Below are 12332 nucleotides of genomic sequence, written 5' to 3' on the forward strand. Positions count from 1 at the left end.
GAAGCGTTGCAAAAGGCGGCGCTTTGTCTGATAGCGAGGGCGCTTCAGGGGATCAGCCTATGCACCGCAATCCGTCGCGGCCGTTGTCGCCGCATCTCACCATCTGGCGATGGGGGCCGCACATGCTGGTCTCCATCCTCCATCGCGTCACCGGCGTTGGCCTTGCGGTGCTGGGCAGCCTGACGCTCGCCTGGTGGCTGGTCGCCGCGGCGCGCGGCGAAGGGGCGTACAATGATTTCCTCGCCTGCGTGACGAGCCCGTTCGGCAAGTTCATCGCTTTCGGCCTCACCTGGGCGATGTTCCAGCACACGCTTTCGGGCATGCGCCATTTCGTGATGGATATCGGCGCGGGCTACGAGCTCAACACCAACAAATTCTGGGCGACGATGACGGTGATCGGGTCGATCGCGCTCACCGCCCTCCTCTGGATCTGGCTGCTGGGGCTGCGGACATGAAGACCGAGACCGTCGTCGCCAAGACACCATTGAAGAAGGTGCGCGGGCTGGGCTCCGCGCGATCGGGTGCGCATCACTGGTGGCTGGAGCGGCTGACCTCGCTCTCCACCCTGCTGCTGTTCGTCTGGTTCTTCGTGTCGCTCGTCCGCCTGCCCTCGCTCGATCACAAGATGGTGACGACGTGGCTTGCCGATCCGCTCGCCGCGGTGCCGATGCTGCTCCTCATCGTCTCGACCTTCTGGCACCTGAAGCTCGGCATGCAGGTGGTGATCGAGGATTATGTGCATGAGGAGGGGATGAAGTTCTTCTCCATCACGCTGACCAATTTCCTGGTGATCGCGGTGGGCGCGCTCGCTTTCTTCTCCGTCCTGATGATCGCCTTCGCGGGCGGGAGCGCGACCCATGGCTGAGGCCTATAAGATCATCGACCACAGCTATGACGTGGTGGTCGTCGGCGCCGGCGGCTCTGGCCTGCGCGCGACGATGGGCGCGGCCGAGAAAGGCCTGAAGACCGCCAACATCACCAAGGTCTTCCCGACCCGCAGCCACACCGTCGCGGCGCAGGGCGGCATCGCCGCCAGCCTCGGCAACATGGGGCCGGATCACTGGACCTGGCACATGTACGACACCGTCAAGGGATCGGACTGGCTGGGCGATCAGGATGCGATCGAATATCTGGTGCGCGAGGCGCCCGCCGCGGTCTACGAGCTCGAGCATTACGGCGTGCCGTTCAGCCGCACCAACGAGGGCCGCATCTACCAGCGCCCCTTCGGCGGCATGATGCAGAATATGGGCGAAGGCCCGCCTGCGCAGCGCACCTGCGCCGCCGCTGACCGCACCGGCCACGCCATGCTCCACGCGCTCTACCAGCAGAGCCTGAAATATGACGCCGATTTCTTCATCGAATATTTCGCGCTCGATCTAATCATGGATGCCGACGGCGCCTGCCGCGGCGTCATCGCGCTATGCATGGAAGACGGGTCGATCCACCGCTTCCGCAGCCACGCGGTCGTGCTCGCCACCGGCGGCTACGGCAAATGCTATTTCTCTGCGACCTCGGCGCACACCTGCACCGGCGACGGCAATGCGATGGTGCTGCGCGCCGGCCTGCCGCTGCAGGACATGGAGTTCGTCCAGTTCCACCCGACCGGCATCTACGGCGCGGGCGTGCTCATCACCGAGGGTGCGCGCGGCGAGGGCGGTTACCTCACCAATTCCGAGGGCGAGCGGTTCATGGAACGCTACGCCCCCTCCGCCAAGGATCTCGCCAGTCGCGACGTCGTCTCGCGCTCGATGGCGATGGAGATCCGCGAAGGGCGCGGCGTCGGCAAGAACAAGGATCACATCTTCCTGCACCTCGATCACATCGATTCCAAGGTGCTGGCCGAGCGGCTTCCGGGCATTACCGAGACGGGCAAGATCTTTGCCGGCGTCGATCTCACCCGCCAGCCGCTCCCCGTGGTGCCGACGGTCCATTACAATATGGGCGGCATCCCGACCAATTATCACGGCGAGGTCGTGACGCTGAAGAACGGCGAGCCGGACACCGTGGTCCCCGGCCTGTTCGCGGTCGGCGAGGCGGCCTGCGTGTCGGTGCATGGCGCCAACCGCCTGGGCTCCAACAGCCTCATCGATCTCGTCGTCTTCGGCCGCGCCGCCGGCCACCGGCTCGGCGAGACGCTCGCCGGCGCCAAGGCGCTGCCGCCGCTTCCCAAGGGATCGGAGGAGCAGGCGCTTACCCGCGTCGATCGCTTCCGCAACGCCAAGGGCGGCAGCCCGACCGCCGAAATCCGGCTCGAAATGCAGCGCACGATGCAGGCCGACTGCGCCGTGTTCCGCACCGAAAAGACGCTCGACGAGGGCAAGGCGAAGATCGGCAAGGTCTACGATCGCCTCGCCGACATCGGCATCACCGATCGCAGCATGATCTGGAATACCGATCTCATCGAGACGCTGGAGCTCGACAACATGCTGCCGCAGGCGATGGTGACGATGCACTCCGCCGCCAACCGCAAGGAAAGCCGCGGCGCCCACATGCACGAGGACTTCCCCGAGCGGAACGACGCCGAGTGGATGAAGCACACCGTGGCATGGTTCGATAACGGCGGCGTCAAGATCGACTACCGCCCGGTCCACGACTACACGCTGACCGACGATATCGAATATATCAAGCCCAAGGCGCGCGTGTACTAATCGCGCGGTCATAGCTTCGTCCGCAGGGGAGAACCGGCATGGGCATCTTATCCGCGGACCGGTCGCCGGGGCAGAAATTGTGGCTGGCGGTGCTGGTGGGGGTGCTGCTTGCCATTCCGCTCTTCTGCGTGTGGCTGATAATCGACGATCGGCAGAGCCAGTCGATCCAGGCGCAGAATTCGATCGCGGAAGGCTGGGGCGGGGCGCAAATCGTCGCCGGGCCGGTGCTCGTCATCCCTTATCGCGCGACCGTCACCGAGACGGTGACCGAGAACGACCGCCCCGTCGTCCGATCGCGCCAAGTTTGGCAGGAGCTGTCGCTCTCCCCCGAAAGCGCCGACATCGAGACGCGGATCAAGCCCGAGCGGCGCCAGCGCTCGATCTACGAGGCGGTGGTCTACGAGGCCGCGGTGTCGGGCCGCGCGCGCTTCACGATGCCGGCGGACCTGCCGCGCTTCGGCGTCGCCGTTTCCGACATGGCGCTCGACCGCGCGGAACTCCGCTTCGGGCTCAGCGATCCGCGCGGCCTGTTCGGGACGCCGCCGCGCGTGTCCGTCGGCGGGCAGCCGCTGAGGCTACAGCCTGGCGGCGGCACCCCGGCGACCAGCGGCGCGGGCTTCTTCGCCTGGATCGACGCCGCGCCGCTGGCTGCGTCGCCGGTCGTCGCAGAGTTCGCCTATGACGTGCGCGGCAACGGCTGGCTGAGCCTTGCGCCACAGGCCGGCGACACGCGTTGGCGCGTCGCATCGGCCTGGCCGCACCCGAGCTTCCAGGGCGGCTTCCTCCCCGTCGAGCGGCGCGTTTCCGACGACGGCTTCACCGCCACTTATCGTGTCGGCAACCTTGCGCTCGGCCAGTCGCTGGTCGGCATCGGCTCTCCGCAATCCGTTACTCGCCCGCCTCCGCAGACCGACGTCGCCGCACCGTCCGGCGGCGGCTATGAGGCGCGGGTCAGCCTGATCCGCCCGGTCGATCTCTATTCGCAGGTCAGCCGCGCCTCGAAATACGGCTTCCTGTTCATCGGCTTCACCTTCCTCGCCTTCCTGCTGTTCGACGTGATCGGCGGCCTTCGCGTCTCCGGCGTCGAATATCTGCTGGTCGGCGCTGGGCTGATCCTGTTCTTCGTGCTGCTGCTCGCGCTCGCCGAGGTGATCGGCTTCGGCCCCGCCTATCTGGTCGCGAGCCTCGCGATCATCGGCCTGCTTACCGCTTATTCCGCCGCGGTGCTGAGAAGCTGGCGCCGCGCCGGCTTCATCGGCGCACTGCTCGCGGGGCTCTACGTCGTGCTTTACATCCTCCTCAGCCTCGAAGCCTATTCGCTGCTGATCGGATCGGGCCTGCTGTTCGCCGCGCTCGCAACGGTGATGTACGTCACCCGCAACCTCGACTGGGGCGCGAAGCGCGGCGAACCTAGCGCCAGCGAAGGTTCGACCGGTTGAGCTGATCGAGCCGGGTGACGCCCATCAGGCGCATCCCCCGGTCGATCTCGGCGCGGAGCTTGGCGAGCGCGCATTCGACCCCCGCCTGCCCGCCGGCGGCAAGCGCGTAGAGATAGAGCCGCCCGCCCGAACAGGCTGTGGCGCCGACGCTCAGCGCCTTCAGCACATGGCTGCCGCGCCGGATGCCGCCGTCGCAGATCACCTCGATACGCCCGCCGACCGCATCGACGATCTCGGCGAGCTGATCGAACGGCGCGCGGCTTCCGTCGAGCTGCCGCCCGCCGTGGTTGGAGACGTAGATCGCGGTGGCGCCGATATCGATCGCGCGCTTCGCGTCCGCCACCGACATGATGCCCTTCAGCGCGAACGGGCCGCCCCAATCGGCGCGGATCGCCTCCGCCGTCTTCCAGTCCATCGCCGGATCGAACATGCGGTTGATGTAATCAGCGACCCCCATCGCGACCGAGCTGCCGTGGGTGACATAATCCTTGATATTGGCGAGCGCGAAGGGCTCGCGACGGAGGTAGTTGAGCGTCCAGCCGGGGTGTGCGGCGAAGCTCAGCAGCGATCGCGGCGTCCAGCGCGGCGGCGTCGTAAAGCCGCTCCGCAAATCGCGCTCGCGGTTGCCACCGACGATCGTGTCGACGGTGAGCGCGATGGCGTCGAACCCCGCTTCCTTGCAGCGCTGGACGAGCGCGCGGTTGAGGCCGGCATCGCGATGGACGTAGAGCTGGAACAGCTTGGGAGTCGAGACGGTGCGGCCGATCTCCTCGATGCTGACCGTGCCGATCGTCGAAATGCCGAAATAAGTGCCGAACTTCTCGACCGCACGGCCGACGGCGCGCTCGCCCTCCCAGTGGAACAGCCGCTGCATCGCAGTGGGGGAAAGCATCACCGGCATCGCGATCCGCTTGCCGAGCACCTCCACCGACATGTCGATATCGGCGACGCCGGCCAGCACGCCGGGGACGAGATCGCAATCGTCATAAGCGGCCGCGCTCCGCCGCAGCGTCACCTCGTCGTCGGCGCCGCCGTCGATATAGTCGAACACCGGACCCGGCAGCCGCCGCTTCGCCAGCGCGCGGAAATCCTCGACATTGTGGCAATCGCGGACATGCATCGCCGCGGACCTTGCCCGCGATCCGCGGTCGAAACAATCCGGCGCTTCGTCGGGAGGCGGTTGCCGCATGCCCCCGGGCGCGGCCAGCACGGCGCCATGCGGATCGCGCTCCTCGCCTTGCTGCTCGCCGGCTGCGCCGCCGATGCCGCGACACCGACGTGGACGCTGATCCCCGGCGGATTCGATGCCGGGCGTCAGCCGGACGGCAACAGCGTGCTGATCGACGCGCCCCAAGGCCTGATCCTCGTCGATACCGGCCGCCACGCCGCGCACCAGGCGAAGATCCTCGCCGCCGCGAGGGGTGCGGGCAAGCCCGTCGCCGCGATCGTCAACACCCACTGGCACCTCGATCACAGCGGCGGCAATGCCGAGATTCGCGCCGCCTTCCCCGGCATTCCGCTCTACGCCAGCCGCGCGGTGGAAGGCGCGCTCGACGGCTTTCTCGCCGACAGCCGCCGGGACGCGCTCGCCTATATCGCGTCGGGCAAGGCTGACGCCGCGACCGAGGCCGAAATCCGCGCCGACATCGCCGCGAGCGAGGATCGCGGCGCGCTGGTGCCCGACCATCCGGTCGAGGCGTCGGGAGAGAGTGCCATCGCGGGCCGCACGATCGACCTCCGCCTCGCCCGTAACGCCGCGACCGCGGGCGACGTCTGGCTCTACCTGCCCGAAGACCATACTGTGATCGTCGGCGATATCGTCACGCTGCCCGTGCCCTTCCTCGACACCGCCTCTGCCGGCGGCTGGCTCGCCGCGCTCGACCACGTCGCGGCGACGCCGTTCGAGACTTTGATCCCCGGCCACGGCCCGGCGATGGACCGCGCCGCCTTCGCCCGCTGGCATGGCGCCTTCCGCAACCTCGTCGCCTGCGCGGACGGCGAAGCGAGCGACGGCGACTGCGCGGCGGGGTGGCGGCGCGATCTCGGCCCGCTGCTCCCCGCCGCCGATGCCAACCGCGCGGACCGGATGATCGCTTATTACCTGACCGCGCGGCTCCGTCCCGGATCGCCGGGCCGCGCGAAGCCCGAGGCCAGGCCGGCGAAAGATTGATGAGGCGGGGCGGGCGCCTTATGCCCGCGCCATGACGATCGCCGCCGGTTCCGTCCACGCCCTGCTGCTCGCCGGCCAGCGCCCCGGGCCGGACGCGCTCGCCGACCATTTCGGGGTCGCGCTCAAGGTGCTGGTGCCGCTCGACGGGGAGCCGATGCTGGCCCGCGTCGCGCACATGCTCGCCGATCATCCGGCGATCGGCCGCGTCGCCATCCTCACCGCCGACCGCGAGGTCATTCTCGCCGATCCCGGCTGCGCCTGGCTGGCGGATCATCCGCGCATCGCCTTCGCGCCCGCAGCGGCGACGATCAGCCGGACGGTCAGCGATGCGATGGGCGAGCCCTCACCGGACCATCCGGTGCTGGTGACGACCGGCGACCATCCGCTGCTCGAAACCGCAATGATCGACGCGTTTCTGGCGGCGAGCGCGGCAACGGATGCCGACCTTACCGTCGCCGTCGTCGAGCGCGGCCGCTACGAAGCACTGCTCGCCGAGGGGCGTCGCACCTGGCTGCGCTTTCGCGGCGGTGCCTATTCGGGCGCCAACCTGTTCCTGCTGCGGACGCCCGCAGCGCGCCGCGCCGTGACCTTCTGGCAGAAGGTCGAGGCGGACCGGAAGAAGGGGCGGAAGATCGTCGCCGCCTTCGGGCCGCTGCTGCTCGCCGCCGTGGGCCTGAAGCTGCTGACGCTCCATCGCGGCCTGGCCCTCGCCGGGCGGCGGCTGGGCGTGCGCGTCGCGGCGATCGAGATGGACGACCCGCTCGTCTGCATCGATGTCGACAAGGTCGAGGATCATGCGCTCGCCACGCATCTGTTGCAGCAGCGCGCGTGAAGCGGGTCGGCTTCCTCTTCAACCATGACGCCGCGCATCAGGCGGCGCATATCGCGGGCATCGCCGGCGCGCTCGCCACGACGCGGACCGACATCCAGACGCTCGCGCTCTATTCGCGGCCGATGCTGCGCGACACGGTGGAGGCGATCGTCGGCGCGGACGCGGCAGCGAAGATCGAATGGGTGCATATCCGCCCCGGCCCAGCCGCACGCCTGGCCGCGCCCGCGCTCGACAGGCTGCTGCCCTTCACCCGGCTGACGGCGCTCCGCGACAATCTCGATCTCTTCGCCACGCTCGACGCTTTGGTCTCGACCGAGCGGACCTGCCTGCTGGTGAAGCGCAGGCTCAACGCGCGCAGCCCGAAGATCGTCTACGTCCCCCACGGCGCGGGGGACCGCAACGTCGCCTATCATCCGGAAAAGGCGGGTTTCGATCTCTTCCTCGTCTCGGGCCGCAAATATGTCGATGCGGCGACGCGCGCCGGGCTGCTCGGGCCGGACAATTGGCGGATCATCGGCTACCCCAAGTTCGACGCGGTGCTGGAAGGCAGGCCGCGCCCGCGCCTCTTCGACAACGGCCGGCCGGCCTTCCTCTACAACCCGCATTTCGACCCCGAGCTGTCGTCCTGGTACGATTTCGGGCCCGATCTCATCCGCTGGTTCGCCGCACATCCGGATGTCGGCAATCTCGTCGTCGCGCCGCACGTCATGCTGTTCCGCAAGAAGCTGCATTATTCGCTGGAGCTGAAGCGGCTGCGCATCCGCCCGCCGATCCCCGCGGAGGCCAGCGCCCCCAACATCCTGGTCGATACCGGAAGCCCGCGCCTCTTCGACATGCACTACACGTTAGGCGCAGACGTCTATATCGGTGACGTCTCCAGCCAAGTGTACGAGTTCCTCGCGATCCCGCGCGCCTGCTACTTCCTCGACAGCCACGATGGCCGCGCGCGTGGGGGCGAGAATTACCGCTTCTGGTCGCTCGGCCGCGTCGCCGGTTCGGTCGCTGAGCTCGGCGCAATGCTTTCCGGCTGGCGCGAGGACGCCGACCGCTTCGAGGGCGTCCAGCGCGAGCAGTTCGGCTTTTCGATCGACCTCGGTGACTGCCCGGCCTCGATCCGCGGCGCAGAGGCCATCGCCGATTATCTGGGGGCTTGATGAACCGGACGCTGCTCGCCCTCTACGATCTCGACCGCACGGTAAGCTGGCGGCCGACCTATTCGCTGTTCCTGCTGAAGAGCGCGGCGCGGATCGCGCCGTGGCGGCTGCTGCTGGCGCCCGCGGTGCTGGCGGCGATGATCGCGCACAAGGCCGGCCTCTTCGATCGCGACCGTCTGAAGACGATCATGTGGGCGCTGATGCTGGGCCGCGTCGCACCGCACGATCTGGAATGCGCGGTCGCCGCCTTCACCGCCGAGCAGATCGCCGGCAACATCCGCCCCGGCGCGCGCGCGCAGATCGCCGCCGACCGCGCGCGCGGCGCAAAGCTGGTGCTGGCGACCGCGGCGCACGAGCTCTACGCCGCGCCGATCGCCGCAGCGCTCGGCATGGACGCGGTGGTCGCGACGCAGGCGGCGGTGGACGATCAGGGGCGGATCGGCCCCGCGCTCATGGGCGCCAATGTCTATGGCGATAGCAAGCTCGCCGCGATCCTCGCCTATCTCGAACGCGAGGCGCTGCGCCGCGAGCATCTGACGGTGGCCTTCTATTCGGACAGCTCATCCGACCGGCCGGTGTTCGAATGGGTGGACGAGCCGGTCGCGGTCAATCCGTCGAAGAAGCTCGCCCGCCTCGCCGCCACGCGCGGCTGGCCGATCAGGGACTGGTCACGGCCGTAAGCGGCCGCCCGGCGGGCGCCCGCACCGCCTGAAGCGCCGCCGCGATTTTCGCCATGTCGGCGTCGAGCGCCTCGCGCAGCGCCGCCTTCTCCATCGCCGCGAAGCGGACGAGCTGCGGCATGGCGAGGCCGATGCGCAAGGTCGCGCCCCAGCCGCCGCCCGCGAGCGGCACGCATTTGACCGGCTGGCCGACGCGCACGCCCTGATCGACCATCGCGCGGTGCCAGCGCTGCGCATCCTCGAAGGTCGCGCCGCCGCGGCTGAAATCGAGCGTCGAGAGCGTCCGCATCTCGATCGGATGCGCATCCGCCACCGCGCGGTCGCCGGGCGGATAAGGCGCCACCCGGCGCGCGCCGAGGCCATCCACCATGTGCCGCCGCACGGCATTATGGAAGGCGAGGATCGCGCGCCGCACCGCGGCTGGATCGAGCGCCTGGAACCGTTCCAGCTCGAACACCGATGCCTCCAGCCGCAGCAGCAGGCCGAGGTTGACGCCCTCGACCAGCGTCTCGCGCCCCGGCCAGCCGGCGGGCCATTCGGCGCGGCGGAAGATGGTGGCGAAGCCTTCAGGAAGTCGCGTCACCGGCCGCGCCGCGCGCGGTACCAGCGCGAAGCCGCTGAACGGCGGCCCGCCCATGAACTTCGATCCAGTGACGAAGACGATCCCGCCGCGCGCCAGATAGTCGCGGACCGCGCCGCCCGTGATCCGCGCCTGACACGCGTCGACCACCAAGCGCATCGCATCGCCATGCCGCGCGGCAAGCGCGTCCACGTCGGCAAGCGTGGGGACGATCAGTCCCGTCTTCGATCCGTGGACGACATGGACGAGCGCGTGCCGCCCCGCCGCCTTCGCCCGCCCGATCGCCGCATCCAGCGCCGCAGCGATGTCCACCGAGCTGCGCGCCGCGCCGCTGGCGTCGCGCACTGCGACATCCTCCAGCGTGACGCCGTCCAGCCCCGGCACCGGATCGCCCGGCGACACCGCAGCACCCAGCGCCGTCTCGTCAGCGAAATAGCGGCCGAAAGCGGAATGGATGCACCCACTCCCCACCTCGTCCGCGCCGAGCAGGATATTGTGGATTCCGCCGGGCGCACGGCCCAGCGCGGCGGCGAGCGTGACATATTCGAGATCGGTGCCCGACGGCGCGAAGACGACATCCGTGTCGTCATCCACGCCGTAGGCCCGGCGTATCCGGCCGGCCATCCCGGCCAGCGCCGCCGCATAGGCCTCCGCCGCCAGCTCCCCGTCCGGCGCCAGCCGCTCGGCCGCCGCCCGCACATGCGCGAAAGCGTCGGCGGATATGTCGTTGGCGGTGGACGAAGCGTAGGCGGTGAGCCGCGACGGCCGCGGCGCGCTGAAATAGCGGTTGAGGCCGCTCGCCGGGTCCATCACGATCCGCGCGTCGCCGCCGCGGCTCATCATATTGCTGACATCGATCATCGCTAGCGCTTGGCCCCGTTCCATGGCGGGATTATGACCGCCGCGCCACCGCCTCCCCCCGAAAGGCCCCCGCCAGTGTCCGCGTTCGTCCAGCCGTTGAAAATTCCCGACGAGGCGAAGCATCGCCTCCGCATCCTCTTCATCGCCAAGCACGCCAAATGGGCCGGCGGCCTCCACCCCGAGGACGGGAATCACGCGCTCTACCATGTCGAGGTGCGCGAGATTCTGGAGGGTCTAGGCCTCAACCTCGTCCTCGAGGACCGCTACGAGGCGCTGTTCGACCGGCCCGACGTCGATTTCGTCTTCCCGCTGCTCAACCGCGGCGGCTTCCTCAATTCGGAGATGATGCTGCCGCTGCTCTGCACGCGCCACGGCATCCCCTTCCTCGGCGCCTCGCCGATCCTGCGCGGCCTCTCCGACGACAAGCATCTGACTAAGCTGGAGGCGGCGGCGCGCGGCGTGCCGACCAGCCCCTGGGCGATCTACCGCCGCGGCGCGCCCGTGCGCGAGGCCGGTTGCCCGATGGCGGAGCGGATGGTCATCAAGCCCAACGCGTCGTCAGCAAGCTGGGGCGTCTCCGACGCGTTCGACTGGAAGGGCGTCGCCGATGCGGTGGCGGGCATCCACGATCAGGGCCATGATGCGATCGTAGAGCCGTTCCTCAACGGCAGCGACGTCGAGGTGCCGGTGATCACCGTTGGCGGCAAACCCGTCGTCATGCCGATGATGCTGTTCGAGCAGGCCGACCCCTCGCACCTGCGCACCTATTACGAGAAGCGCGACCTCGTCGATCGTGCGCAGAAATATCAGCTCGTTCCCTTCGCGGATGCGCGCTGGCAGCCCGAGATCGACGCGCTCACGCTGAAGCTCGTCGAGATCTTCCGCCCGTTCGATTACGGCCGCTTCGAATTCCGCCTCGACGCCGAAGCGGGCGAGGTGCGGATGCTGGAGGTCAACCTCAACTGCAACCTCTGGTCGCAGAAGGTCTACGGCCGCTCCGCCGCGCTCTTCGGCTGGAGCCAGGCCGAACTCATCGAAACCATCCTCGCCGAAAGCCTCGCCCGGCACGGGCTGATCTGACGCAACGAGGCATTGAGCCTTGGGGCGGCACGCGTTATCGCGTTGCCGAGCTTTGAGGGGCGCGCGAGGGTCATGGCCGAATTTTTCCTGCCGAAGAACAGCACGATCGGGGCCGGCAAGACGCACAAGGCGGCGCCGGGCGCCAAGCGCGTGAAGCGGTTCAAGATCTACCGTTATGATCCCGACAGCGGGAAGAACCCGCATTACGACAATTTCGAGGTCGATCTCGACGAGTGCGGGCCGATGGTCCTCGACGCGCTGATCAAGATCAAGAGCGAGCAGGATTCCTCGCTCACCTTCCGCCGCTCGTGCCGCGAGGGCATCTGCGGTTCCTGCTCGATGAACATGGGCGGCAAGAACGGCCTCGCCTGCACCACCGCGATCGACGATCTGAAGGGCGACATCCGCATCACGCCGCTGCCGCATATGGACGTGATCAAGGATCTGGTCCCCGATTTCACCCATTTCTACGCGCAATATGCCTCGATCGAGCCGTGGCTGAAGACCAAGACGCCAGATCCCTCGGGCAAGGAACGGCTGCAATCGCCCGACGACCGCGCCAAGCTCGACGGGCTTTACGAGTGCATCCTGTGCGCCTGCTGCTCGACGAGCTGCCCGAGCTACTGGTGGAATTCCGACCGCTTCCTCGGCCCCGCCATCCTGCTCCAGGCCTATCGCTGGCTCGCCGACAGCCGCGACGAATATACCGGCGAGCGGCTCGACGAGCTGGAAGACCCCTTCCGCCTCTATCGCTGCCACACGATCATGAACTGCGCGAACGTCTGCCCCAAGGGCCTCAACCCCGCCAAGGCGATCGCCGAAACCAAGAAGATGCTCGTCGAGCGCGCGGTCTGACGCTTTGAACATGTTCCGCTCGTCCCGAGCGAA

Annotated in this window: 12 protein-coding genes; 10 read left to right on the forward strand and 2 right to left on the reverse strand. The window is 68.3% G+C overall.

Going from position 1 to position 12332, the window contains the following annotated elements; all coding sequences use genetic code 11:
- The first annotated feature begins 59 nt into the window (after positions 1-59).
- Genes sdhC through creD form a run of 4 tightly spaced genes read left to right on the forward strand, consistent with a single transcriptional unit; the run spans position 60 to position 4087 of the window.
- On the forward strand, positions 60-455 hold the full coding sequence (sdhC, locus tag B9N75_RS04925; RefSeq protein WP_085217790.1) for a succinate dehydrogenase, cytochrome b556 subunit: 396 nt from the start codon (positions 60-62) through the stop codon (positions 453-455).
- Complete coding sequence (gene sdhD / locus B9N75_RS04930; protein WP_085217791.1) at positions 452-865, forward strand: succinate dehydrogenase, hydrophobic membrane anchor protein; 414 nt, start codon at positions 452-454, stop codon at positions 863-865. Before sdhC ends, sdhD begins: the two co-directional genes overlap by 4 nt.
- Entirely contained in the window at positions 858-2648 is a 1791-nt protein-coding gene (gene sdhA, locus B9N75_RS04935; RefSeq protein WP_085217792.1) for a succinate dehydrogenase flavoprotein subunit, read from the forward strand. Before sdhD ends, sdhA begins: the two co-directional genes overlap by 8 nt.
- Positions 2649-2686: 38 nt before the next feature.
- Positions 2687-4087 (forward strand): cell envelope integrity protein CreD, encoded by a 1401-nt coding sequence (gene creD, locus B9N75_RS04940; protein WP_085217793.1) that lies wholly within the window; start codon positions 2687-2689, stop codon positions 4085-4087.
- Here creD and B9N75_RS04945 read toward each other — a convergent pair.
- The gene (locus tag B9N75_RS04945; RefSeq protein WP_085217794.1) at positions 4059-5207 is read right to left on the reverse strand and encodes an alpha-hydroxy acid oxidase; all 1149 of its coding nucleotides are present in this window, start codon (positions 5205-5207) and stop codon (positions 4059-4061) included. The two genes, creD and B9N75_RS04945, sit on opposite strands and share 29 nt — an antisense overlap.
- A gap of 96 nt (positions 5208-5303) precedes the next feature.
- On the opposite strand from B9N75_RS04945, the gene B9N75_RS04950 reads away from it, so the two are divergent.
- The 4 genes from B9N75_RS04950 to B9N75_RS04965 are packed head-to-tail and all read left to right on the forward strand — an operon-like array spanning position 5304 to position 8923.
- Positions 5304-6257 carry an MBL fold metallo-hydrolase gene (locus B9N75_RS04950; protein ID WP_172840820.1) on the forward strand — a complete coding sequence of 318 codons (954 nt, stop codon included), beginning with the start codon at positions 5304-5306 and terminating at the stop codon, positions 6255-6257.
- 31 nt (positions 6258-6288) lie between these two features.
- Positions 6289-7089 (forward strand): nucleotidyltransferase family protein, encoded by an 801-nt coding sequence (locus tag B9N75_RS04955; protein ID WP_085217796.1) that lies wholly within the window; start codon positions 6289-6291, stop codon positions 7087-7089.
- A complete protein-coding gene (locus B9N75_RS04960) occupies positions 7086-8243 on the forward strand; it encodes a hypothetical protein (RefSeq protein WP_085217797.1) in 1158 nt (385 codons plus the stop codon). Before B9N75_RS04955 ends, B9N75_RS04960 begins: the two co-directional genes overlap by 4 nt.
- A complete protein-coding gene (locus B9N75_RS04965) occupies positions 8243-8923 on the forward strand; it encodes an HAD family hydrolase (RefSeq protein ID WP_085217798.1) in 681 nt (226 codons plus the stop codon). The genes B9N75_RS04960 and B9N75_RS04965 overlap by 1 nt, the downstream gene beginning before the upstream one ends.
- Here the strand turns inward: B9N75_RS04965 and B9N75_RS04970 are convergent.
- Positions 8901-10364, reverse strand: a complete 1464-nt coding sequence (locus B9N75_RS04970) for a PLP-dependent aminotransferase family protein (RefSeq protein WP_085217799.1) — start codon at positions 10362-10364, stop codon at positions 8901-8903. The genes B9N75_RS04965 and B9N75_RS04970 overlap by 23 nt on opposite strands.
- A 75-nt stretch (positions 10365-10439) precedes the next feature.
- Here B9N75_RS04970 and B9N75_RS04975 point away from each other — a divergent pair, with 75 nt between their 5' ends.
- The gene (locus B9N75_RS04975; RefSeq protein ID WP_244552431.1) at positions 10440-11444 is read left to right on the forward strand and encodes a D-alanine--D-alanine ligase family protein; all 1005 of its coding nucleotides are present in this window, start codon (positions 10440-10442) and stop codon (positions 11442-11444) included.
- Positions 11445-11516: 72 nt separating this feature from the next.
- The gene (locus B9N75_RS04980; RefSeq protein ID WP_085217801.1) at positions 11517-12299 is read left to right on the forward strand and encodes a succinate dehydrogenase iron-sulfur subunit; all 783 of its coding nucleotides are present in this window, start codon (positions 11517-11519) and stop codon (positions 12297-12299) included.
- The last annotated feature ends 33 nt before the right edge of the window (positions 12300-12332 follow it).

Source organism: Allosphingosinicella indica, from assembly GCF_900177405.1.
Lineage (GTDB): Bacteria > Pseudomonadota > Alphaproteobacteria > Sphingomonadales > Sphingomonadaceae > Allosphingosinicella > Allosphingosinicella indica.